The sequence below is a fragment of the Brucella tritici genome (assembly GCF_008932285.1).
Lineage (GTDB): Bacteria > Pseudomonadota > Alphaproteobacteria > Rhizobiales > Rhizobiaceae > Brucella > Brucella tritici.
Genome location: NZ_WBVY01000003.1, coordinates 673,877 through 697,730, shown reverse-complemented (window position 1 = coordinate 697,730; position 23,854 = coordinate 673,877). Strand labels below are relative to the sequence as shown.

The following is a 23,854-nucleotide window of genomic DNA, read 5'->3' as shown; positions in this document are numbered from 1 at the left end:
GAATAAGCGCCAAGACCGGCGCTCGCTTTCAACTCCTACAGACGTTCAAGCAGAAAATATGTCGTCGGCCCGGGTGATACAGACAAGGAGGAAACATTGTTCCAGAGCTGTGCACCTATTGGAGAAGTCCCGTCTCCCGACACGACTTGTGGCTGTACCACCCCGTCGAGATTGATAGGAGAAATTCTCCATGGGCGATCTGTTGGTATTGAGAATTGCACCCACTCGACTTTGATTTCGACAGGCAGTGCCCCATAATTGGAGACGATCTTCTGTTCGGCATCGGAAAAAGTCATGCCGGTATTTCGGGCATTCGTAGCCATGACAATTAAAAGTTTGCTGCTTTGTGCCACGGCTTGTCCATCAAGCGACGAGACCGCGAACAAGCTCGCGCCGGAAGCACTCCAGACAGTCATCTGACCGAGAGAAATAGGCTGGTTAACCGATGCAAAGGCTACTGCCTCCGTATGCGGCGTAACAACTCTCATCTGCTTTGCAGCTATGTCGAGTCTGATCTCTCCAGTATCGCTGGCATAAATACCGGAAGTCGCTGAGCTGGGATTTCCAGCCGCCAGCACGCCGTTGTTACGCAGGAACGTGATCGCAGCCGCTTCGGAATTTATCTGACGGGGTGAGCCGACCGATACTGCTCCAGGTGCCAGTGCAGCATCTCCTTGTGCGAAACCCGTCATCAAAGACATGATGGTAACGGCATCCGGTTCCTGTGTGTCCAATCCAACCAGATTGCTGACATCCTGTATTTGCGCCACGACCTGATGAGCCGCCTTTGCAACATCCCCGCGCCGGAACAGCAATGCCGACAGGGTTTCGCCAGCACGGGCAACAGGATCAAGCGCAGTTCTATAGGGACGGATATATTGTTCGTTGAAGTCGCTACCTCCATAACCAAGGATCAACGCTCCATTACTGTGGCGGCAAAGCACATCCCATCCTTGAAGAGCGGCGTAGGAAGGCATCGCCAGGCCAGCCTCATACCGAAACCGGTTCCAGAACATATGATCGTATTCCGTCACCACGAATGGCTTGCCGAAAACGCGCGCCGAGGCCGCAAGACGGAAATATTCCACCGCATTGGCGAGTGAACTCTCCTGCTGTATCTGGCCACCTGGCGACACATTGCCAATCCAGTCGTGATAGGTGTTCATAGCAACGGCTGACTGATTGCCACGCGTCAGGGCAGGCTGGATACCTGTCCAATTGTTGTAGGGCGCCACGACGCCCTTGAAGCCCATGGCCCGAATGCAGTCGCCCATCTTCTCCATGGTGCGTGTTTCGATATCCACGAGGAAACGGGCAAAATCTCGCAGTCGAGCCGAGCTGGCATAGCGATTTGCAGGCAAGACGACGGTGCTGTTTTCCAGGTTCTCGTTCGGTGCCAGTTCGCCACCCCACGCATTAGCCAGACCAGCCGTTGTACTGTAGCGTTCGCGAAGCCATTGGTTGAAAGGCATCAGCAATTCGGTCAAAGCCTGTAGATCACCATCCGCATAAATCCACGAGTTGAACGACAAGCCATTTTCGTTGAATGGCACAACGACCGCCATTGCCGGGTCCTCAAAAGGCACAAGCCCAGTGTAAGGATTAACCGTGCCGAATATATCGACCTGAAAGCGCAACCAGTGGCCAAAAGACGCATTTTCAACATGCGTCTTCAGCTTCAGCCTGCCTTCAATTCCCCAGCGGTCCGTTATGCTGCCCAACGCTCCAGCATTGGATGTGAGGCCATCCACGATCCAGTAGATACCATTCTGCTTCAATACGGCCATGAAGTAGCGGAACCGATCAAGAATATCCTGTCGGTATCCGAAATCCTGAAGTTGTCCGTCCATCAAAGCAATATCGAGAAAATGAAACCGGACACTGTTATATCCATGACGGCGCAACTGGACGGCCATCTTATCAGCCGTCGCATTGTCGGGAATGCTGCCGATGGTGCCACACAACAGCCGATATGGAACGGACGGATCGCTTCGCAATGCGATGTGACCGTCCGGATTAACGATGAGCCGTCGCTCTTCGGTAATCGCCGGATTCGATAGAACCGTCGAAAAATCGAGTGGACTGCCAGCTGCAATCTCGAGATTCTGCTGGGTAACTGGTAACCAAATGTCAGGCATATCATATCTCCACAGTTGACCTGTGAAGATTAACAGCCCGCCCTACAATGGGGATAAATTCCTAATCAAAAAATTCATCCGCCCGTTACTTCTCGAACTCCGCCGGATCGAACTCATAGAGTTTCGAGCAGAATTCACAAGTCACGGAAATCTTGCCACTGTCTGCGCTTTCCGCAATTTCCTCGGCTGTAAAACCTGACAGCACACCGGAAATCTTTTCACGCGAGCATGAGCACTCGTCCAGCACAGGCACAGAGTCGAATACGCGCACGCCACGCTCATGGAACAGGCGGTATAGCAACCGCTCCGAGCCGACTTGCGGGTCCGTCAATTCCGAACTTTCAATCGTGCCGACCAGCGAGCGGGCTTCGTCCCATGCGTCGTCTTCCGGATGAAAGGCGATTTCGGCTTCATCCTCATCGCCACCCGGCAGATCGGGAATGCGCGCGCGCAACTCGGATTCCGGCAAGAACTGAATAATCAGTCCGCCGGCACGCCACTGCTCGACAGGCTTTCCATCGGTGCCACGCTCGACAAGCTTGGCAACACTCAATTTCAGGTCGGTCGGTATCTGTTCCGACTGACGGAAATAAGTCGTGGCGATTTCTTCCAGTGTCGAACCATCAAGCGCAACAATGCCCTGATAACGCTGGGTGTAAGCACCCTGATCCACGGTAAAGGCAAGTGTGCCCCGCCCGAGCAATTCCTCCGGCTTCGTCTTGTGAGCGGCAATCGCTTCCTGCAAGCGCTCCGCATCGAAACGTGCATAGGCGCGGACTGAACGCGGGGTGCGGAAATCAACCACCAGCATATCGACGGGACCATCGGACTGCGTCTGGAAGATGAACTTGCCCTCGAATTTGAGTGATGTGCCCAGCAAAACGGTCAGAACCGTTGCTTCCGCCAGCAGACGGGCGACTTCTTCTGGATAGTTGTGGCGTTTCAGTATGCCGTCGATGCTCGCGCCAAGCTGAACCGCGCGACCACGCACGTCGAGACCTTCCACCTGAAAGGGCACCACGGCGTCATCACCTGCGAAGTCGAAATCGCCCAGATTGACCTGGATGTTTTCGACTTCTGTATGCTCGTTGCTGGTCTTGTCAGCCAAATTATGCTCCCAGATCGCGGCTTTGCAGGCACCAGGCCAGAATGGCTTTCTGGGCATGGAGCCTGTTTTCCGCTTCATCGAATACGACCGATTGCGGTCCATCGATCACTTCATCCGTCACTTCCTCGCCGCGATGGGCAGGCAGGCAGTGCATGAAAAGCGCCTTTGGGTCAGCTTGTGCCATCAGTCGCGCATTGACCTGATAGGGCATGAAAACGTTGTGGCCACGAGCATGATCTTCCTGCCCCATTGAAACCCACGTATCGGTCACGATGCAATCCACACCGTTGGCCGCCTTTTCCGGATCGATGGTAGACATGATGCTCGCGCCGTTGGCTTTCGCCCAATCGACATATTGCGACTTGGGTTCGCTGCCTTCCGGCGTTGCGATATTGACGTTGAAATCAAAACGCGCCGCAGCTTCGACCAGCGAGTGGAGGACGTTGTTGCCATCCCCCATCCAGGCAAAGGTCTTGCCTTTGATCGGGCCGCGATGTTCCTCATATGTAAGAACGTCAGCCATGATTTGACAAGGGTGCGTATCGTCTGTCAGCGCATTGATAACCGGAACGGTCGCATATTCGGCAAGTTCCAGCATGCGTTCATGCGAAGTAGTGCGGATCATGATCGCATCGACATAGCGCGACAGGACCTTTGCCGTGTCGGCGATGGTTTCGCTGCGTCCGAGCTGCATTTCCGAACCGGTCAGCATGATCGTCTCGCCGCCGAGCTGACGCATGCCCACATCGAACGACACACGTGTGCGCGTGGATGGCTTTTCGAAAATCATCGCAAGCACCTTGCCTGCGAAAGGTCGTTCGATTTCACCCGCCTTCAGGCGTGCCTTGCGTGCCTTGGCGTCTTCCATGATTGCGCGAAGCTCCGACGCAGGAACGGCAGAGAGGTCGATAAAGTGTTTGATCCCGTTATCGTTAGCCATAATATCACGCCGTCTTGCTGATCGGATTTGCAGTTGCGAGCCGTTCGACCGCCGCTTCGATGCGCTTCAGCGCTTCGCGCGCTTCTTCGGGTGTCGTAACCAGTGGCGGAAGCAGACGAACAACATTGTCGCCAGCGCCCACGCTGAGGAAATGCTCGTCACGAAGAGCCTGAATGAGGCTGGTATTCGGCACCACGCATTTGATACCGATCAGCAGGCCGCGACCGCGGATTTCCGAAACGACGCTCGGGTAGCGATCAACAATGGAAGCAAGCCCCTGCTTCATGACCAAAGCGGTTGCCTGGACATTTTCGAGAAAGCCGTCAGCCAGAACAACATCAAGCACGGCATTGCCGACGGCCATGGCCAGCGGATTGCCGCCATAGGTCGTACCGTGCACGCCTGCCGTCATGCCCTTGGCAGCTTCTGCGGTCGCAAGGCAGGCACCCATAGGGAAACCGCCGCCAATGCCCTTGGCCACAGCCATGATGTCAGGCTTGATACCGGCCCATTCATGCGCAAAAAGCTTGCCCGTGCGGCCAACGCCGGTCTGCACTTCGTCCAAGATCAGCAGAAGCCCTTTTTCGTCGCAGAGCTGGCGCAGCATACGCATGAATTCTTCAGGGAAACCACGCAGACCACCCTCACCCTGCACGGGCTCAAGCAGGATCGCTGCTGTCTCATCGGTGATAGCGGCACGCAACGCCGCTTCATCGCCGAACGGAACCTGATCGAAACCATCGACCTTCGGACCGAAACCCTCAAGATACTTGGCCTGACCGCCAGCAGCAATTGTGGCCAGCGTGCGGCCATGGAACGCGCCTTCAAAGGTCACGACGCGGAAACGTTCCGGATGGCCACTTACATATTGATAGCGCCGTGCGGTCTTGATCGCGCATTCAAGGGCTTCAGCACCGGAGTTGGTGAAGAACACCTTGTCAGCGAAAGTGCTCTCGACAAGACGCCGTCCGAGCTTTTCCTGCGCCGGAATTTCATACACATTCGAAAGATGCCACAGTTTTTCCGCCTGGCTCTTCAGCGTTTCCACCAGATGTGGATGCGAATGACCAAGCGAATTCACAGCAATACCAGCCGCAAAATCGAGATAGCGGTCGCCGTCTTCGGTAATAAGCCAGATGCCCTCACCTCGCTCGAAGCGCAGAGCCGCACGATTATAGGTGTCGTAAAGCGGTTGCACGGTCGTAGCGTCGGTCATAGCGTCAGGCCTCCAAAGCCCTTTTTGCAGCTTACCCGGCAGCACCGGCAAAGCTGTGTTTCCCATAAACAGTCCTCAAGCGCCCGAAACGGTTCCCACCCTTCAAAAAGCGCCGATACCCCATCCCCAACTGCCAAAAAGTATAGTGAGACATGAGAGGAATGGCCCAGATAACTCATGCGTCTCGCCTGAGCATCCGGCAGAAATAAAAAACCGCCCCCAGGGCGGCATATTTATCTCGCGCGTATATTGGCGTTCATAGAAAAAATGTCAATCAAAGCAAACACGGTTTGAAGGCCATCTTTCAGCATGAGTTCATGCATTTTCGCGTTCTTGTAACAATCGCCCGCCGAAGGTGACTTTACGCGCGCGTCCACACTCTATAGAGAAAGGCCTCTCCTCGGCTGAGGCTGCCAGACGGCAGGTCCGCTCTGCAAGTTCGCGATGTTCCATCCTGAAACAATCCGGGGTTTCAGTTCTGAAGCAATTGCGAGCAAAATTTCGGCGCGGACCAAAGAAAAACCGTCTTTGACACCCAAGTTGGGGAAAACCATAAAAATGGAATCTGCCTGACAAGGCTATCCCTTGTCATGGAGTCGTTGGATATTGTAGTTTCTTTTTAGAGATTAAAGCTACATTTCGTGCGGCGGACCTAGTCACCCGGATAGATATGGTGTTTGCGCTTGGAGTAATCCGAGAACACTGATGGATTCCGGATAACGAAAATGATTGGAGCCCAGGGCGATGAACTGGACAGACGAACGCGTCGAACTACTGAAGAAACTGTGGAGCGAAGGCTTGAGCGCAAGCCAGATCGCAGCGCAGCTTGGCGGCGTGAGCCGTAATGCAGTGATCGGCAAAGTGCACCGTTTGAAGCTTTCTGGCCGTGGCAAGACCACGACCGCTGCTCCGCGCAGCAAGAAGGTCAATACGGTTGCCGCAGCGCCACGTCCTGCAGCACAACATTCAACCGGCGTGCATACGACGACGATGCGCACGGCTACGGTCACCAAGACGGTTGGCGCCACTGCCCTTCAGATGGATTACGCCGTAGACGTCGTTGCGGAAACCGTGGTGAAGCCCGCTTCTGATGTGGTGGTGCCGATTTCGCGTCGTCTTTCGCTGCTGCAACTGAGCGAGCGCACCTGCAAATGGCCGATCGGCGATCCGCTGAACGAAGATTTCCATTTCTGCGGACATGAATCGGGTGAATCCAGCCCATATTGCAAGTATCATTCGCGCATGGCCTTCCAGCCGACTGCGGAACGCCGCCGGGCTCGTTGATACGCGCATAAGATTTGAGACAAATGGCCCCGGAGTGCAAAACTCCGGGGCCATTTGTGTTGGAGCGCATCCCGAAAAGTATAAAACGGTTTTCGGATATGATGCGCGTTAAGACAGACAGTTAGAGCGTCGATCTGATTCAATCAGATCGAAACGCGCTCTAATAGGCAGCACTCATTTCAAAATGGATGTGTAAATGTCCAGCGTACGGTCGGCGATCCCGCTCCAGCTATAATCCCGCGCAATCCAGTCAATCATTTTCTGCGACTGCTCGCTAGTCAGCGGCTGATCGATCTTCTGCCGCAGCGCATCCTTCAATGCATCGACATCGCCAAGCGGAAAATAACTCTCCTTCGCAAGCCCCACTTCAACATTGGCGGTAATATCGCTTGCGAGCACATTCAAGCCATACCCCATCGCCTCCAGAAGCGCGATCGGCATGCCTTCATGGCTGGATGGCAGGACGAACAGTGAGGCCTGACTGAACAAGGCTGACAGTTCCTCCCCCTGAAGCGCGCCTGTCAGAACGACACCCGGCACAGCTTCAGCTCTTGCGCGAACCGTTCCGGCATATTCGGCCGTGTATTCCGCCGACCCGATAAGAGCCAGTTTCAAAGAAGGATCGGACAGCTTTTCGAAAGCTTCGATGAGATCGAGCTGGCGTTTTTCCGGAACAATTCGCGCTACGAGAGCGATATACCGCTCGGGGGACAGGCCATGCTTCTCCAGCCACGCCTTGTCGCGGCAGGCAGGACGAAGTGTGACGCCATTCGGGATGAAAGTGATCGGTACATTGTAATGCTGTTGCATGGTTTGCGCGATGTCGTTGGACACTGCGATACGCGCATTTGCAAAGCGCATTCCGCACCATTCGCCAAGCTTCAGCATCGTACGCGCCAGACGCCCCCACTTCTGACGATTATAGTCAAAACCGTGATGCGTCACGACCGTACGCAACCCCAGCAGACGCGCCAGTGGAACGGCGAGAGCCGGGCCGATTGCATGAATATGCAGAACGTCTGGACGTTTGAAACCCGCCCGCAACACGCCCAATACCGTATGGACAATCGCCTCGAATTTCATGGAAGTCGGAGCCCAGATCGGTGTGACTTGCACCCCTTCCCAGACATAAGGCTGTTTCTTTTCCAGATAAGGACGGCGCCCGATGACCTCGACGTCCCATCCCTTCGTCACGTAGAGCCGAGCCAGCTCCTCGACATGCTTTTCCACCCCGCCCTGTACGTTTGGGACTCCGCGCAGGCCGAGCATCATGACGCAAGGTCGTTTGTCGTTTCGGACCATCAAAGCGCCCCCAACTCGGCGTAAAGTTCCAATGTCCGGTTTCTGTATGCCTGCGGAGAGAATTCGTTGCCGGCCCAGACCCGCCCTACATTTCCCATCTTGCGCCGGGACTGCGGAGATAATCCCGCGAAATCGCCAAGAACGCGGGCGAGATCATCGATATCACCTGCACGCGAAACCATTCCAGTCTCGCCTTCGATAATCATTTCCGGAATTCCACCAATGTCCGCGCCGATCACCGGCACCCCAAGTGCATAGGCTTCCAGAATGCTGATCGGTGCATTTTCATACCATTCAGACGGCAAAACGAGCGCCTTCGCTTCGCCGATGAGCCGATGCAACCGCTCGCCCGAGACATAGCCTGCGAAGGTAACGTCGCCTCCCGTCTCAATTGCAAGTGCCTTCAATGATTGCTCTTCAGGGCCAGTGCCTGCAATGACGAGTTTCTGACCCGCAATGGCCGCTGCACGAATGAGGGTACCGATCCCCTTTTCGGGTGCCAGTCTTCCGACATAGGCGAAATAATCACCCTCATCCGAATAGGGTTTCAGATCGTCGGTATGGGCGAAATTGGGAATGTAGACAAGCTTCTCTTCCGGCCAGCCCCATTCGGCTAGCTTTGCTATATAAAAGCGGCTTGGCACGACGATGCGGTCAAGTGTATTGCGGTAAAGGCCGAGCATGCGATGGATTGCGGTTTCAACCAAAACCAGTCCACTAAGAGCGGTTGAATCCTTGATGCATTTGTGAAGCGCCACATTGTAGATGCGCCCGCCCTTGCAACGTTCACAGATCTGGTTGTGTGACAACATCTTATAGGCCGGACATGCCAGTTTCAGATCATGCGCCGTCATAACCGTCGGCACACCAGCTTGCTTCAGTACCGGAAAAATCGACGGCGACAAATGATGATAGATATTGTGTGCGTGCGCCACATTCGGACGAAAGCGTTCGATCAACGCTTTAATTCGGTCACGCGCTTCCCATGAATAGATGATCTTGCCCGCCTGCACGACTTTGGTGAGCGGGCTGCTTTCCCGGCCATACTCAATTTCCGAAACGAAATAGGAAGACCAGTCGGATGCAAAATTATCCGGATGCTGCATCGCGAAAGGGGCTGTTTGCCAGCCGATCTCAGAAAACAGTTTTATATGGTCGAGAAAAACAGTTTCGGCGCCACCGCGCCGATAAAAGTAGTTGTTGATCGCCAGCAGGCGATGTTCTTTATCATTTACATGCGTCAAGCAGCACCTCGTTGCGCGCCAAGGCGCGCCACGGCCTCGCGAACAGAAAGAACAGTCGCTCCACTTCTCACCGCGTGAGATACGAGGCGTTCAAATGTCTCAGGCTTGCACCCGAATTCGGTCGGCGTATCGCTAACATCGTGGGTGTAGAAAACGAGCCAGCCGGGATTGGCGTTCAGATCATCAATCCAGCGGGTCTGGCGTGCAGCATTGTCATCCGGCTGCCTGATTTCAACGGCCTGCAAAAAGGCAAGGTCGATCATGCCGCGATTGATGCGATTGCCACCGCCGCGACATGTTGCGAAACGATCAGCAAAAAGCCGACGCGACATCATGGAAGATGCACAATATGGATAGGCGAAATTGCGCGGTTCCGCACGATCTGGCTCGAATGCATCGAGATAGGCAGTGTTGCGATCAAGGTCGGACACTATTTCCTGAGCGCCGAAGTAAGGAACCTTGAGATGGTTATAGGTATGGCACCCCAATTCGTGCCCACGCTCGACCAGCTTCCTGCACCCCTCCTGCGTGATCAGGTTCCTTTTGGCTTCTTTCGTGCCAACCATGTTCCCGGCAATATAGAAAGTGCCGTGGACCCCATACTTGTCGAGAATAGCAGCCCCGGCGCTTTCCGCCGTATCAGGCACATCATCGAATGTGAAAGTGATGATCCGCTCGTTCTTCGGCAGGCAGAACGGGCGCAGCGGAAACCGACGACTGATACTATCGTTCAGCCGAATGGCATACCATTCCAGACGACTACGCGCCCTCTCGAGACTATCCATTTCCACCAGTGCCCCAGCTCCCCCAAAAGCCGTTTCAGTCAAGCCTTGCCTTTGCCTGCAAGCGCGTTCCGAAGACAGCAATCATTATACAAAACCACAATGCCCCACCATTCTGGAAGAACGTATTTTTCATACAAGACATGTATAATCCGTAAAGCCAAAGGCGAATATGAAGGAGCGTTAATATAGGGTCGTCATCTGTGCTTTCCGCTTCCTTAATATATCGATGCGGAAAGGCCGTTACCCAGATAAGTGTCAGAATTAAACCGATAACACCAGCATTGATCATCATATTCAAAAAAGAATTATGCGGATTGAAGGCCGCGACGTTTCGGTGCGCGCAATAACTATGCCCCGTACCGGCCAATATGGGCTCTAAGGCATCAGTACTCCGATGAATCGCGCCGATGACAACGTCAATATCTGGATAGAAACTTGCGCTTATCCAGATGAATGAGAAGATACAGAAAAATCGCACGCCCGACGGCTGGCGACTATATCTCCTCACATTGGAGCGCATCCCGAAAAGTGTGAAACGGTTTTCGGGATGCGCGTCAAAACAAACAGTTAGAGCGCCGATCTGATTCAATCAAATCGGCGCTCTAATGAACCGATAAGTGCGGTCAAGTCAGGCTAGATTTTCGCGATTTCTGCGCCATGCGCCAAGATAGCCCAAACCGAGTGCGAGAACGACACCCAGCCCCATTCCGGCAATGCCGCCCGCAGCCCCCAACACCACGGTCTTGGGTGGCCAGCTGCGACCAATCGGAGGAATGGCCGTCGAAATGATCCGAATGTTGGTGGCATCGAGCTGCTGGCGCTGACTGGTCTCCGAAGAACGGGTCAGGAATGTGTTGTAGATCGCTACTTTGGCTGCCATGTCACGTTCAAGGTCCGAAAGCTGAACTTGCGCATCATTGTCGAGTGCGACAGCGGAACGTGCAGAAGCTGCCTGCGCATTCAGAGCCGCAACGACAGCATTTGCCTGATCGAGATCAACCTTGGCCGATTGCAGGATACGTGCCCGCTCCTGCGCCATCTGCTGTTCCAGACCGGCAAGCTGGCGTTCCGTATTTATCAGTTCCGGATAACGCGGCCCGTAGGTCATGGCCAGAGCATCGTAGCGCTGCTTCAGCGATGCATATTGCCCGCGCAAATTCGTCATCGTGGACGACTGTAAAGTACTTGCCGGACTGACGGCACTGCCGGTGTCCCTCGTCAGTTCTTCATAACGCGTGCTCGCCTCGGCAAGCCGCGCCTTGGCATCGACCAGTTTGGAGTTGATCTGCGTCATCGACTGGGTGCTGACGAGTTCGCCACCTGCGGTCTGCAGACCATGTGCCCTGCGGAACGCCGCAACCTTTTCCTCAGCTTCAGTTGCTGCCTTCTGCAGCGAGGCCAAACGTTCGGACAGAGCCGAAGCAGCGCGTCCTGCACCGTCGGCATCCGCCTGTGCAATTTCTTCCTGAAAGGCATTGGCCAGAGAATCTGCAACTTTTACCGATTTCTCGGGATTATCGGTCCAGACCGCAATCGTAACCAGATAGGACCGTTCAGGACGCGCAACCGTAATCCGCTGCGACAATGCACGAACCGCAGTCAGCGTATCGTCTTTCGGCCCCGCCGGTTTGCTGAGTCCCAACATGGCCCGAAGATCAAAAGCCGGCGGCGGGGGAACAAACTCCTCATCCTCATTCAGCTTCAAATCCGTCACAACCCGTCGCAGGACGTTGCCGGAGGTCAGGATGCGCATCTTGCTTTCAATGTCGAGAATCTGGCTGTCGGCCTGAAGGCTCTGGGCATAGACATCGTTGGGCAGCAATTGAAGCCCGGATGGTGGAACCAGCAAATCGGTATAGGCTGTATAGCGTGGCTTTGCCGTCATGCCGTAAGCAATTCCCGCCAAACCGCCGATTATCGCCAGCGCTGCGATCAAAATCCAACGCGCGCGCATCCAGGCAAGCGCCTCGAACAGATCAAGTTCAGGCAGCATCAGCCCCTTGTTTGCGGTGGCGCTTGCCTCAGTGATCTTTTCTTCTTCGTAGACGATATGCGTTTCGCTGCGAACCGCACGCAGCCGGTCATCGACGGGAACCAGATTTTCACTGGCGGTCTCCGTTACCCGTGCCTTCGAAGCGAGGTCGCGCAAGGTGTACATTAGTCGCCCCTAAAGTTCACTCAATAGCGCAAACATGGCGCTACTGTTTTCCTTAGACTTAAAGATTAAAAAATTCGGTTAATGAAAGGCAATCATCTGCAAGAGTGTCACTAAAATGCAAATGATGGTCATTTACTCATGCAGTTTCTGATAAATTTCACGCAACATGCTTGGCACCCCATGTTATTCGGGATTAAGAGAAAATGAAGCATGTGCCTCACCACCGGAACTTTACGGAAAATAATCCGGTTCTCTGCCATAACATTCTCTTGAAATTCCAAGCGTCTTTCATCCTCCCAGAAGCACGCTGGGCCCGAGCAGCCCGAAAATTCGGTATGGAAACTTGAAACGCCATTGGTCGACATTACTGTCCTACGCCGCTTCTAGCGGCAGCCTCTTTGCGGCAAACATCGCGCAGCTTTTTACATTCGCTATTCTGGCGCGCTATCTCGGCTCTCACGAGTTTGGTCTGTTCGTGACTGTCATGGCGGTAACCAGCATCGCCACATTCATCTGCGGCCTTGGCGGAGCGGAATGTCTCGTCCGTCGTGTGGCGCAGGATCGGGCGATTTATCCGGCAATGCTCGGCCACAATCTCATTTTGATCGCAATAACCGGCGTCATCCTCGTCGCCGCTGGACTGCTGATTTTGCCGTTCTGGCTGAGCAGCACTCCTGAATTTTCGGGAAATCTGGTTGGGCTGTTCCTGCTGCTTGTCACGAATATTGTACTGGTGCGCCTAATCCTGCTGGTCGAGCAGATTTACATCGCACATACCGACTTCATATCCGCCAATCTTTCCGTGGTCGGGTTTGCTATTGCGCGCACCATTGCCGCTGCTATCGCGTGCCTTGTATTCGGTGTCTCCACTGTTGTGGGATGGGCCTATTGGCAGTTCGGTGTCCATGTACTGGTTGCCGTGGTTTATGCCTTGTTTCTGCGTAGGCTCGGTGGGCCACAATATACAATCGTGCGCGACGAACTGCGGCTTGGCGTGATGTTCGCATCGCAATTCATCTTCAAGGCAGTGCGCCAGAATGCCGACCTTCTGCTGCTCGGGACATTGATGCCGCCAAGCGTTGTCGGCAGCTACGGTGTTACGCGCCGCATCATCGACAGCAGCACATTGACCGTCGAGGCGATGAACCGTCTCGTCTACCCGCATCTGGCTCGTGCCAGCGCAAACGGCATCCATCATGCTCTACCGATCACAATGCGTCTGCTTGGTGCTGCATTCGCCATAGGCATATTCACCTCGCTCGCCGTCTTTATCATTGCGCCATACCTGCCCTATCTGTTCGGCAGTGAATATGACACGCTGGTTTCCTTCTGCCGAACGCTTTGCTGGATTACCGTGTTTGTTGCACTGTGGTCGATAGCGGTCGATCTTCTGGGGGCTGCGAGCCAACACAGCTATCGCACGGCGGTCCTGAACACAGGCAATATTCTAGGCGCACCGCTTCTGGCACTGGCCACCTGGTACGCACCTATTACAGGAACTTTCGCAGCCATTTACGTAATTGAAATCAGTATCGTGTTGGCATCATGGGGATGCGTTATCTACCTCGTTCGCCGGAGTCGTGACGCAGAAGAGAAAAAAGGCGGTTTCAAGCAAGCGGGGGCTTAGATGACGCATATTTCTACACCAGCAAGCGATATCAAGTCGCGACGTGTTCGCGCGATGTATATTGATGATATTCCTGCGGTCCGCACGCTGTTCCAGCGAGTTTTTCGTCCACACTCAAAGTCATGCGACAAGACTTTCGATCAGTATTTTCAGAAGTTCTTTTTTGAAAACCCCTATTACGACCCTGCGATCGGCAGCGTTGTCCATGAGGACGAGCACGGTGAGATCGATAGCGCGATCTCGGTCCTGCCCATTCCATATAGAGTCAATGGCCAATCGATCATGGGGCGATTGCTTTGCGCTTTCATGATGAAGCCGGAAATGTCGCCGCGTGGTGCCGCCGAACTGACACTCACTTTGCGTCCAAGTGAAAAGATACTCAACTTCACCGACAGTGCGGCGCCGGTGAGCCTCAAACATTCCGAAGCGATTGGGGGGATCACACTCAGCACACATGGACTTGGATGGACACGCGTGTTCCAAGCTGCCAGCTATGTGGCCAGTTACGTTGCCGAACGGCGTCCGATCCTCGGCGGATGGGCTACCAGCACAGTGGGCAGAATGCTTAACCCGCTTTTTCCCATTCCGGCGATCACAAGAGCCGCCAAGCCCCGGGCGAATGTGAAGGAAATTGCGCAAGACGAAGCCATATCTCTCGCCCCCATTTACCTGCAAAACTATTCGGCCCATCCGGATTGGACAGAAAGCGACATCAACTGGCTGTTCCTAATGGCGTCAGACAATCAGGCTGCCGGTACCTTGCGGTTCTGTGCGATCAACGACCGCACCGGCAGTCCAAGCGGCTTTTTTTGTTATTACGTCCGCTCCAATGGCGTTGCCGACGTTCTGAACATCCTCGCAAAAGCCGGAATGGAAAAACATGCCGTCGATGCGATGCTGCTCCACCTGCAGGATGAGGGGCATATCGCAGCACAAGGCAGAGTTGACCCGCGTTTTCTCAACGCACTTTCACAGCAATCAATCATGTTCTTTCGCTTGAAAGCCAATGTCTGTGTGGCCACAGCAAACGCTGATATGCTGAACGCCGTTCAGCGTAATGATATCTTTATTGGCGGACTTGCCGGCGAAAGCTGGAGCAGACTGTCCACGGACTTCTATTGAGCTGCAAGCTTCCGTTCAAGAAGGAAGAACGTCGTCGGCCCCGCTTTGCCAGCTCCATTATCCAGCCGGAAAGCAATGGGGCCAGACCCGGCAGCAATCTTTTCATGAATCTTCCCATCAAGACCGACTGGTGAAATTGTCCACGAAACCGTGTCTTGTGCCAGATTTACGTCCACTCGATTGCGTAGCAAAGTGACCGGCAGTCGCCCCCAATCCTCTATGATTTTCTCTGCCTTGTCGCGGAAACGCATATCGCTATTGCGAGCGTCGCTCGCGAAAATTATCAGCAGCTTTTCGCTATCCTTCAGCGGTTTCTCGTCCATTGCCGAAACAGCGAACAGCCCCCGCTCCTCGGCATTGCCGAGGGACAGCTCACTCAAGGTCAGGTGATCTTTCAGTTCGGCAAAAGCAACGGCCTCGGTCTTCGGCGTAACGACCTGCATCCGCAGCTTGTTGCGGTCGAGCCGGATTTGACCCGTAATACTTTCAAACAAGCCCTGCGAAGGGTTGGTTATGTTGTCATCTGCAAGAAGTCCTGCCGCTTTCAGACGTTGCAACACGTTATCGAGTGATACATTTCGATAATCGACCGCGACTTTTTTTTGCAAGCCTAGCGGCCAAGCCAGTTCTTTCGTAGCAAGACCAACCCCGCCAACAAGTGCTAACGGCTTGAGCCGGGCCGGTTCTCGAAACTCAAGCGATTCACCAAGGCTCGCCTCGCCTTGCATCATGAACGGTAGATTGAAATCTGCAGTTTCTACGTCGCCGCGACGAAACAGAAGTGATGCCAGCGTTTCGCCTGCACGCGCTACAGGATCGACGGCAAAAGTGTAGGGAACGATACGCTGACGGAATGGGGCGGCCTCATCAAACGCAAGCGTTAACGGTCCCTGCCCATGACGGCAGATGCCGTCCCAACCCTGCAATGCGGCATAGGCCGGAAACACCAGACCCGCCTCATATCGATAACGGTTCCAGAACAGATGCTCGTATTCGGTCACAAGAAACGGTCGACCGAGCCAGCGCCCGACAGCGATTTCACTGACATAGGAAGCAGTGTCGCCAATCGAACTCGTATGCCTGATTTCCGTTCCGGGGTTGAGGGTTCCGATCCAGTCTTGATAGGTGTTGGCGACCACAGCTTTCTGGTTTTGTCTTGAAAGAGCGGTTTGGACGGTGAACAAGTTGTTATAGGAGGCGACGAGACCGCGATAGCCAAGATCACGTAGCGCCTGCTCCATCCGTTGCGTCAGCGAACGTTCGCTCTCAACGACGAAGGCCTGAAAATCCCGCAGCCGTCTCCCTCCACCACTACGGCTTACGGGCAGTTGGACGGTCTGTTGTTCCAGATTTTCATCGGGTGCCAACCCGCCCCAGGCTCGGGACAAGGTGGCACTATCCGCATAATGCTTTTTCAGAAATGCATTGAACGCGGGACGAAAGCCCGGCCAAAATGTTGTACCGTCGTCGTGCTCGTGCACAAAGCTTGTAAACTCGATGCCATTTTCGTTGAACGGAATGACCAGTGCGAGCGCGGGATCCTGTAAAGGTGCAAGGCCTGTATAGGGATTAACTGTGGCGTAGACCTCTTTCTGGAAGCGCAACCAGTGGTCGAATGCTGCATCGTCCACATAGGTTCGGCGCTTCAGATTGCCTTCCGGACCCCAGCGATCAATGTCCTTTCCGCCCAAAGCGCCACTTTCGGAGGTAAGCCCGTCAATGATCCAGTAAATGCCTTCGCGTTTGAGCGCCGCCATAAGGTAGCGCATCCGGTCGAGAGCCTCAGGTCGGAAATCGAAATCGCCTGCCTGTTCAAGCATCAAATCGGCATCAACGAAATGGAAACGAGCTATATTGTAGCCATGCAGGCGAAGCTGTCGCACATATCGATCAATGAAGGCATGATCAACCACGCCGGATGATGGAGGCCCCCAGGCAATCGCCGCGCATTGCAGTCGCATCGCCTTGTCAGGCGTGTCTGCCTGTGCGAAGCGCCCGTCGGCATTTGCGACTAAACGATTTTTCTCTTCAATCGGGATGTTTGTCAGAAATCCCGAAAAATCGAGTGGGCTTCCTGAGGAAATTTCGAGATTGTTTTCTTTGACCGGAAGCCATTCCTCGGCAACAGCACCGGACATTGCGAGGGCCAGAAGTGAAACGGATATGGCCAGTCGCAGGGTTCTCATCAAGGCTCTCTTATAACCTTGCTTTCAATCCAGTCTGTAGGCTTGCGGCGCGGCTGGAAAAAACCGAGCGGTAGGGCTGCGGCATGGAATATCCATGCCACCACCGCATAGACACCAAGCTCTACACTGCGCGACCGGGCCGACATTGCCACAAATGGAACCACGGCAATTACCGCGGCTGTCAGGATTGCCAGCGGCCATCCTGGCAGAAAAACAAGAGCTGCTATGATTGCCAGCCACCAAAGATAGACTGCGCCCCAAAGCCGTAGTTCCGGCAGTTCGCGGAACAGATTTTTCTGATGCGGTTGCCCTATTGCAGCGCGCAACACCTCACCGGTTCCGCGCAGATATTTGCTTTTCCAGCGGCGAACCAGAAGCTTGTAGGCGTTCATCGTATAGCCAAAATGCTGCACAAAAGGCCGATCCAGGCGATAGAGCTTCCAGCCATTGCTGCGTAGGCGGACGCCCGCATCAAACTCTTCATGGCCATGAAGATTGCGGTCTGAAAAATATCCCGCCTGCTCAATCGCGCTACGCCTGTAAAGTCCGCCGCCATTCATGCGGTCGATATCACCTGTTCGCGCTTCCGGCGAATGCCGCTTCGCACGACGCTGGAACTCCAGGCTTTCCAGAATCTGGTCCACGACATGACCGGTCACGCCGCCGACATCCGGGTGCTTGTCGAGATAATCGAGCGCTGTCGGCAGAAAATCTGGCTCAAGTATCATGTCGCCATCGATCAGGCAGATATAGGGCTGTGTTGAATACTGAAAGCCCAGTTGCGGGCCGAGACCGCAACTGGCTTGCGCGGGAGGCTCGATCTGCACGACCTTGATCGGATAGGATCGCGCGATTTCTATCGTGCGATCTTTAGACCCGCTATCCGCTACGATAACTTCCACCTTTCCGCCAGGCAAAGCCTTCAAGGCGCTCTCCACAGCCTCGGCGATACGCTTTTCCTCGTTCAAAGTCTTGATGATAACCGAAACAGACATCGTTGCCCTATTTGCGAGAAAGCACATGCGAAGCGATCAATTGGCAGAAGTTAGTGGTCTTCATGTATCTAGTGGATTTTTCGAATTTGACGTTTGAAACAGCACCTCATTCAGTCGGGGTTCAAACGTCAAATTCAATCCACTAGTCAAGCTAGCATTTCATAGTTTTCTTAGGTTTCAAATCTACTAAACACTTCAACTATAAAATGAGATTCGGTGCACTTACATAATTGAAACTCCCCAAACTGGGGGGTTCTGAAAGACTTTTATGCTGACCAATAATTTTGACATTAGAGTTTTTAGCAGTACGGAACAGCTATCCGCTGACTGGCCGGATGCCGATGACAGAACCGGCGCCGCATTCTTTGTCTTTCAGTCCAAATCATTCCTGAAAGCTTGGGAAGCAAGCTACGGGCAGAAACCCGGAGTGCAGCTATGCCTGACTGAGGTTCGCCAGTCCGATGGTACTCCATTTCTCTTTCTGCCGCTTTCTGTTACACGTATCTACGGTTCCAGGGTGCTTTCATTCATCGATGACGGCGTGAGTGATTATAACGCGCCCATCGTGTTTCCAGCAGTAGCGAAGCTTTCACACGAAACGGCAGCACTTATCCTCAACGCTGTTATCGCAGCAATCCCCTCGCATGATGTCATTGCACTTTGCAAAATGCCGGAGCGCATTGAAGGCTCTGCAAATCATCTATGGCTGGTGACAAACCTGCCTTCAGGCGCATCCGCACATGCCATCTCCCTGACACGTCCCCTGGACGAGATAGAACGCTCCATACGAAGTATCGGCAATTTAAAGAAACATGATCGAGCGCTTCGGCGGATGGAAGGATACCAGTTTTTTATTGCGCAGACCGGAGATGAAAGACGATTGGTTCTGGACGTCATGTTGCGCCAGAAACAGCGACGTTTTGAAGAAACCATGGTTCCTGGTTTCGATGCCCATCCCGAAAAGCGTCGTTTTTTTGAAGAGGCCACGGAGGAGCTTGCCCAGCGTGATGCCTTGCATCTTTCGGCGCTGAAAGTTGGTGAAACAATATTGGCCACAATGTGGAGCATCGTCCGTAAGGGCCACTATTGTGCGATGATTACAACGTTCGAAAACGGTGACTGGGGCAGGTTCTCGCCGGGAAAAGTACTGATGTTGCGCCTGTTATCAGAACTGAAGGCGCAGGATTACACCTGTTTCGATCTTGGCTACGGCGACGAGCCTTGGAAAACCGAGATCTGCGACCAGACAACGCGCCTGCGCGACTATATTCGCCCGGTCACACTCCGCGGACGCATATCTCTTATCCTCGCCCATGCGCTGGAAAGAATGCGCGCGACGCCGTTCTATAAAAAACTGCGTCCACTGAAATGGCGGTTGCTACGCAAATTTCGATAAAGCTTACGCCGCTCGCTTTGGCAGCCGCACCGTAAAGGTCGATCCTTCGCCCAATTGCGAGCGAACAACCAGCCGACCGCGATGGCGCGCGAGGATATGTTTGACGATCGCAAGCCCAAGGCCCGTCCCCTTTTGAGCCCGGCTTGTCTCCACGTCGATCCGGTAGAAACGTTCCGTCAGACGTGGCAAATGTTCAGCGGCAATACCCGGGCCAAAATCCTGAACGGATGCAACGACTTCCGGTGAACTGCCACTATCGTCTTCATCGAGCTTTACGATGACACGTTTGCCCGCCTGTCCATATTTGCAAGCATTTTCAACAAGATTCTGGAACACTTGAATGAGTTCGTCACGTGCGCCTGTAACATTCACGGAATGACCCGGCAATTGACGCTCGATACTGATATCCAGACCAGCCGCCAACGGCGTCAGCGTATCGGCAACATGATTAAGAATGGACGTCATATCGACACATTCATTGACCGTCAGATGCGCCCGCATTTCGAGACGCGACAAGGACAAAAGATCGTCGATCAGGCGCGACATGCGTTCGGCCTGCTTCTGCATGATATCCAGAAAGCGGTCGCGAGCAGCCGTGTCGTTTCGAGCGGGACCTTGCAACGTCTCGATGAACCCGCGTAGCGAGGCCAGCGGCGTACGCAGTTCGTGGCTCGCATTTGCGATGAAGTCCGAACGCATACGATCAATGCGACGCGTCTCGCTTTGGTCGCGAAACAGCAGAACAAAAAGCTCAGGTCTTCCATCCTTGCCCGGCAAAGCCTTGACCATTGCCTTGAACCAGCGATCAATCGGGACGCGCTCAAAATATTCAATGCTTCGCGCTTCGCCGTCTGCGATCACGCCTTGAATGAGCGCGTGCATTTCCGGCGCACGAAACCGCAGATAGAGGGCTGTGCCGGTTTCCAATGACTGGAATGCTTCGATGGCCGCAGAATTGGTGAACAACACGGTGCCGCTATGATCGAAGACGACCATCGGGTCGGTCAGGAGATCGGCCAGACGCTCGCCGGACACGTCCGCCATTTCGTTAGGCACTATATTCTTTACTGGCACGTCGTCTGGTTCTGTGCTTGCAACTTCGCTTGCGAGCCAGACCGCGCCGAGCACGACAACGGCCAACAAACCAGCGCGAAACCAGAACGGAAGATCAAGAGCCAGCACGCAGACGGCAAGAACCATGCTGGCAATCAAAATGCCCTTGACCCGGAGAAGCGGTTCGAAAATCGACTTCTCTGCCGGTCGTTCTGGATCGGTATGGTTGCCTGCCTCGCTCATGCTGCTTCCTTCTGCGGTTGTGGCATCGACTTTAACCGGAAATGTTCGAACGTCCTTTACGCGGCTTCCAAACAGCCCATATCATGCTTTGATATAAACGAAAGGGAATTGCCGTGGGTGACAGTTCGAAGACAGCTAACAAAAAGAAAGACAAAAAAGACGAGGCAAAATCAAGCGACAAGCCAATCAAGCTGAAAATTGGAGGTGAGGCGCGGTCGTTTGACATAAACGATCCGAAGCTGCCGAAATGGATCGATGACAATGCATTGCAGTCAGGCGGATACCCTTATCCCTCCAAGATGAAGTCGGACGAATATGAAGAAACGCTGGAGCGGCTTCAGATTGAACTCGTCAAACTGCAATATTGGCTTCAGGACACTGGCGGACGCGTCATCAGCGTTTTCGAGGGCCGGGACGCTGCTGGCAAGGGTGGCACCATTTTTACAATCCGCGAGTTCATGAATCCTAGAACCGCACGCAATGTCGCCTTGCCGAAGCCAACCGAAACTGAACAGGGGCAATGGTACTTCCAGCGTTATGTCGCGCATTTTCCAACGGCCGGTGAGTTCGTTACCTTCGACCGCTCATGGTACAACCGTGCTGGCGTGGAACGGGTGATGGGTTTCTGCACTCCGACGCAGCTTGAAACGTTCCTGACCGAAACACCAGATTTCGAGCGCATGATCGTTACGGATGGCATCCACCTTTTCAAATTCTGGCTGGATATCGGTCAGGAAATGCAGCTCAAGCGCTTTCACGAGCGTCGCCATAGCTTGCTCAAGAACTGGAAATTCTCACCGATGGATGTGGCAGGCATTTCCCGCTGGAATGATTATTCCGAAGCCTTGCACACTATGCTCGAGAGGACCGATACGGGTTACTCACCCTGGACGATCATTCGCTCCAATGACAAGAGGCGCGCCAGACTGGCTGCAATCCGGCGCATCCTTTTGACATTGCCCTATGAAGGCCGAGACCTACAGGCAATCGGGGCCGAGGATCAATCGATCATCGGGCGTGGTTCTACATTTCTCACCTCGTCATTCCCGGAAATGTAAAACAGACTTGGCTGGTGCGGCGTCTTTTCCCACAGATGAGGCACACGCACCAGCTGCCATAGTGCGCGCCAGGCCGAGATCGAAATCAACACCCAGTATATCGGGATTGAGAACAGGTATGCATAACCTCCCAACTCCGTTGGCTCCATCGTTCTCGCGCCCAGAAGATAAAAGCTCAGATAAGCCAGCAATATGTTCGTCACATCGATCCCCAATAGCCAGATACCGTGTGTCGTCAGGGGGCCGAACAACATGCTGATCAGCAAGATTGCGAACATGGCCAGCATGAGCGGGTGCAGAAGCGCCGAACTGATTATGCCCAATGTGTAGATCTGATTGACGGAAAATCTGAACCAGCCGAGCTCGCGCCAAGTATTATGCGGCTGGCGTCCATGAACGAGCCATGCCTGCATCCAGCCTTTGAGCCAGCGTGTTCGCTGCTTGCGCCAGACATCATAGTTCACTGGTGCATCCTCAATAGTTCCACGCGTGATGACGCCAATGCGATAGCCAAATCGAGCGAGCCGCACACCGAGATCGGCGTCTTCCGTGACATTATAGGCATCCCAGCCGCCAACCTGTTCCAGGCAAGATCGGCGGAAATGATTGGATGTACCGCCGAGCGGAATGACAAGCCCACGAGACGCAAGCCACGGCAAGAGCCCGCGGAAAAGTGCGGCATATTCAAAGGCGAACATTCGCGTCAGCAAATTATGGCGGAAATTTCCGATAATGAGGGGCGCCTGCACGCAGGCCAGCTTGTCGCCCTCCGCCTGAAAAGTCTGCCACGCCTCAAGCAACTGATCGGGGTGCGGGCGATCCTCCGCATCGAAGACCGCAACAATCTCGCCGCGCGCAAACTGCAATGCGTAATTGAGCGCCTTTGGCTTCGTCTTTGGGCCACCGGACGGCACGAGGACCAATTCAAAATTTAATGGAAGCTGCTCACGACGTATCGCCGATATTGTATCGAAGTCGTCCTTTTCGCAGACAAGCTTGATGTCGAGTTTACTGGCTGGCCAGTTCAATCGCTTCAAGCTCGAGATAAGCTGACCAACCACGTCCTGCTCGCGATAGAGTGGAACCAGAACAGAATAGCTCGGTAAATCGCGTGGCTTGGATTTCCTGATCTCAAGGAACTTCAATCGTTGCCCGGCAACAGCCGCAAACAAACGGATCATCACGCAACCGAAGAAGAATACTGACAGCGCAACGTGGAGCACCAGAAGAGTGATCCCCGGCCAATTGTACATGCAGGCGAAGACCGCATAGAGTGCCATGGCAATGATAAATGCCTGCGGCGTATCCAGAACGCGTGCAGCCGAAAGTGACTGCGGCGTCATTTCATGGGCCCTTGCTATCAGATCCTTCTGATGTCGTTGCCGCATGATCTGTTTCAAAAGTGTCGGCGTGCAGATACGTATCCGGTTCTTCAACTGCGGTGACGCAAGAATATGATCTCGAAGCGTTCTGATACGGTTTTCCGATGGCGCGATGTAGAGGTAGCTACCTCCGTCTGCACCGAGCACTATAACCTGCCCGACCTCAACGAAAGCCGATGGTTTCTCTTCGCCCGAAACGAATATGCGAGACGGTAAGGCCTCGTTTGTGAACTCCAGCCCGAGAAGATCGGCGATAGCTTCATAAATGATGGGTTCTGCGACGGCACCTCGCTGAACCAATTCCACGCAATAAGATGTTCCATGGTGAGCGGCCGTACTATAGGCCGCCAACAACGCATCTCTAGACACGCCATATTGTTCCAATCTGGCTGATATGGCACTGCATATCTCCAGATCGAATGCAATCGATCTGCTACTCATAGCACCCCCGCACTACTGAATACTCATATGTTATGTTTTATTAATTTACTTATATATTATTTACCGCTAGTTTTATTAGATGATTATTGCAGTAAAATTACAATCGGAAGGTATTATACTGAAAAAGAATTGCAACCTTTATTTTCATTGAACCTTCGTTGAATATTGCTCGCCGC

The 23,854-nt window shown here is 53.8% G+C and carries 18 protein-coding genes; 5 read left to right on the top strand and 13 right to left on the bottom strand.

What is annotated here, in order from left to right:
- Positions 1–35: 35 nt before the first annotated feature.
- The 4 genes from F9K94_RS13140 to F9K94_RS13125 form a co-directional block, all read right to left on the bottom strand.
- Positions 36–2,138 carry a glycoside hydrolase gene (locus F9K94_RS13140; protein ID WP_151646121.1) on the bottom strand — a complete coding sequence of 701 codons (2,103 nt, stop codon included), beginning with the start codon at positions 2,136–2,138 and terminating at the stop codon, positions 36–38.
- An 85-nt stretch (positions 2,139–2,223) separates the two neighbouring features.
- Positions 2,224–3,246: an Hsp33 family molecular chaperone gene (locus tag F9K94_RS13135; RefSeq protein WP_151646119.1), complete on the bottom strand. Its 1,023-nt coding sequence runs from the start codon at positions 3,244–3,246 to the stop codon at positions 2,224–2,226.
- Between the two features lies 1 nt (position 3,247).
- The gene (argF, locus tag F9K94_RS13130) at positions 3,248–4,186 is read right to left on the bottom strand and encodes an ornithine carbamoyltransferase (protein WP_061344988.1); all 939 of its coding nucleotides are present in this window, start codon (positions 4,184–4,186) and stop codon (positions 3,248–3,250) included.
- 4 nt (positions 4,187–4,190) lie between these two features.
- Positions 4,191–5,402 (bottom strand): aspartate aminotransferase family protein, encoded by a 1,212-nt coding sequence (locus tag F9K94_RS13125; protein WP_151646117.1) that lies wholly within the window; start codon positions 5,400–5,402, stop codon positions 4,191–4,193.
- 744 nt (positions 5,403–6,146) lie between these two features.
- Between F9K94_RS13125 and F9K94_RS13120 the strand changes: the two genes are divergently transcribed.
- A complete protein-coding gene (locus F9K94_RS13120) occupies positions 6,147–6,686 on the top strand; it encodes a GcrA family cell cycle regulator (protein WP_061344986.1) in 540 nt (179 codons plus the stop codon).
- Between the two features lie 174 nt (positions 6,687–6,860).
- On the opposite strand, the gene F9K94_RS13115 is transcribed toward F9K94_RS13120, so the two are convergent.
- The 5 genes from F9K94_RS13115 to F9K94_RS13095 are packed head-to-tail and all read right to left on the bottom strand — an operon-like array spanning position 6,861 to position 12,175.
- The gene (locus F9K94_RS13115; RefSeq protein ID WP_061344985.1) at positions 6,861–7,988 is read right to left on the bottom strand and encodes a glycosyltransferase family 4 protein; all 1,128 of its coding nucleotides are present in this window, start codon (positions 7,986–7,988) and stop codon (positions 6,861–6,863) included.
- Entirely contained in the window at positions 7,988–9,232 is a 1,245-nt protein-coding gene (locus F9K94_RS13110) for a glycosyltransferase family 4 protein (protein ID WP_061344984.1), read from the bottom strand. Before F9K94_RS13110 ends, F9K94_RS13115 begins: the two co-directional genes overlap by 1 nt.
- On the bottom strand, positions 9,229–10,017 hold the full coding sequence (locus F9K94_RS13105; RefSeq protein WP_235813456.1) for a polysaccharide deacetylase family protein: 789 nt from the start codon (positions 10,015–10,017) through the stop codon (positions 9,229–9,231). The genes F9K94_RS13110 and F9K94_RS13105 overlap by 4 nt, the downstream gene beginning before the upstream one ends.
- A 34-nt stretch (positions 10,018–10,051) precedes the next feature.
- On the bottom strand, positions 10,052–10,606 hold the full coding sequence (locus F9K94_RS24675; RefSeq protein ID WP_235813455.1) for a hypothetical protein: 555 nt from the start codon (positions 10,604–10,606) through the stop codon (positions 10,052–10,054).
- 39 nt (positions 10,607–10,645) lie between these two features.
- Positions 10,646–12,175 carry a GumC family protein gene (locus F9K94_RS13095; RefSeq protein WP_061344982.1) on the bottom strand — a complete coding sequence of 510 codons (1,530 nt, stop codon included), beginning with the start codon at positions 12,173–12,175 and terminating at the stop codon, positions 10,646–10,648.
- A 343-nt stretch (positions 12,176–12,518) separates the two neighbouring features.
- Here F9K94_RS13095 and F9K94_RS13090 point away from each other — a divergent pair, with 343 nt between their 5' ends.
- Positions 12,519–13,802 carry a lipopolysaccharide biosynthesis protein gene (locus F9K94_RS13090; RefSeq protein ID WP_061344981.1) on the top strand — a complete coding sequence of 428 codons (1,284 nt, stop codon included), beginning with the start codon at positions 12,519–12,521 and terminating at the stop codon, positions 13,800–13,802.
- Between the two features lie 306 nt (positions 13,803–14,108).
- Positions 14,109–14,924 (top strand): hypothetical protein, encoded by an 816-nt coding sequence (locus F9K94_RS13085; protein WP_235920615.1) that lies wholly within the window; start codon positions 14,109–14,111, stop codon positions 14,922–14,924.
- On the opposite strand, the gene F9K94_RS13080 is transcribed toward F9K94_RS13085, so the two are convergent.
- Both F9K94_RS13080 and F9K94_RS13075 read right to left on the bottom strand, forming a co-directional pair.
- On the bottom strand, positions 14,918–17,110 hold the full coding sequence (locus F9K94_RS13080) for a glycoside hydrolase (RefSeq protein ID WP_151646113.1): 2,193 nt from the start codon (positions 17,108–17,110) through the stop codon (positions 14,918–14,920). The genes F9K94_RS13085 and F9K94_RS13080 overlap by 7 nt on opposite strands.
- Positions 17,110–18,105, bottom strand: a complete 996-nt coding sequence (locus tag F9K94_RS13075; RefSeq protein ID WP_151646111.1) for a glycosyltransferase — start codon at positions 18,103–18,105, stop codon at positions 17,110–17,112. Before F9K94_RS13075 ends, F9K94_RS13080 begins: the two co-directional genes overlap by 1 nt.
- Positions 18,106–18,373: 268 nt before the next feature.
- Between F9K94_RS13075 and F9K94_RS13070 the strand changes: the two genes are divergently transcribed.
- The gene (locus F9K94_RS13070) at positions 18,374–19,501 is read left to right on the top strand and encodes a GNAT family N-acetyltransferase (protein ID WP_151646109.1); all 1,128 of its coding nucleotides are present in this window, start codon (positions 18,374–18,376) and stop codon (positions 19,499–19,501) included.
- 3 nt (positions 19,502–19,504) lie between these two features.
- On the opposite strand, the gene F9K94_RS13065 is transcribed toward F9K94_RS13070, so the two are convergent.
- Complete coding sequence (locus F9K94_RS13065) at positions 19,505–20,797, bottom strand: ATP-binding protein (protein ID WP_151646107.1); 1,293 nt, start codon at positions 20,795–20,797, stop codon at positions 19,505–19,507.
- A 113-nt stretch (positions 20,798–20,910) separates the two neighbouring features.
- On the opposite strand from F9K94_RS13065, the gene ppk2 reads away from it, so the two are divergent.
- Positions 20,911–21,855, top strand: a complete 945-nt coding sequence (ppk2, locus tag F9K94_RS13060) for a polyphosphate kinase 2 (protein ID WP_151646105.1) — start codon at positions 20,911–20,913, stop codon at positions 21,853–21,855.
- On the opposite strand, the gene F9K94_RS13055 is transcribed toward ppk2, so the two are convergent.
- The gene (locus F9K94_RS13055) at positions 21,798–23,678 is read right to left on the bottom strand and encodes a glycosyltransferase family 2 protein (protein WP_192799500.1); all 1,881 of its coding nucleotides are present in this window, start codon (positions 23,676–23,678) and stop codon (positions 21,798–21,800) included. The two genes, ppk2 and F9K94_RS13055, sit on opposite strands and share 58 nt — an antisense overlap.
- Positions 23,679–23,854 lie beyond the last annotated feature (176 nt).

What these genes read in the sequence shown, in the direction of transcription:
- F9K94_RS13120 (WP_061344986.1), top strand. Translation starts at nt 6,147, where the DNA reads ATGAACTGGACAGACGAACGCGTCGAACTACTGAAGAAACTGTGGAGC.
- F9K94_RS13070 (WP_151646109.1), top strand. Translation starts at nt 18,374, where the DNA reads ATGCTGACCAATAATTTTGACATTAGAGTTTTTAGCAGTACGGAACAG.
- F9K94_RS13105 (WP_235813456.1), bottom strand. Translation starts at nt 10,017, where the DNA reads ATGGATAGTCTCGAGAGGGCGCGTAGTCGTCTGGAATGGTATGCCATT.
- F9K94_RS13085 (WP_235920615.1), top strand. Translation starts at nt 14,109, where the DNA reads ATGATGAAGCCGGAAATGTCGCCGCGTGGTGCCGCCGAACTGACACTC.
- F9K94_RS13055 (WP_192799500.1), bottom strand. Translation starts at nt 23,678, where the DNA reads ATGAGTAGCAGATCGATTGCATTCGATCTGGAGATATGCAGTGCCATA.
- F9K94_RS13065 (WP_151646107.1), bottom strand. Translation starts at nt 20,797, where the DNA reads ATGAGCGAGGCAGGCAACCATACCGATCCAGAACGACCGGCAGAGAAG.
- F9K94_RS13125 (WP_151646117.1), bottom strand. Translation starts at nt 5,402, where the DNA reads ATGACCGACGCTACGACCGTGCAACCGCTTTACGACACCTATAATCGT.
- F9K94_RS13115 (WP_061344985.1), bottom strand. Translation starts at nt 7,988, where the DNA reads ATGGTCCGAAACGACAAACGACCTTGCGTCATGATGCTCGGCCTGCGC.
- F9K94_RS13080 (WP_151646113.1), bottom strand. Translation starts at nt 17,110, where the DNA reads ATGAGAACCCTGCGACTGGCCATATCCGTTTCACTTCTGGCCCTCGCA.
- F9K94_RS13095 (WP_061344982.1), bottom strand. Translation starts at nt 12,175, where the DNA reads ATGTACACCTTGCGCGACCTCGCTTCGAAGGCACGGGTAACGGAGACC.
- F9K94_RS13075 (WP_151646111.1), bottom strand. Translation starts at nt 18,105, where the DNA reads ATGTCTGTTTCGGTTATCATCAAGACTTTGAACGAGGAAAAGCGTATC.
- argF (WP_061344988.1), bottom strand. Translation starts at nt 4,186, where the DNA reads ATGGCTAACGATAACGGGATCAAACACTTTATCGACCTCTCTGCCGTT.
- F9K94_RS13140 (WP_151646121.1), bottom strand. Translation starts at nt 2,138, where the DNA reads ATGCCTGACATTTGGTTACCAGTTACCCAGCAGAATCTCGAGATTGCA.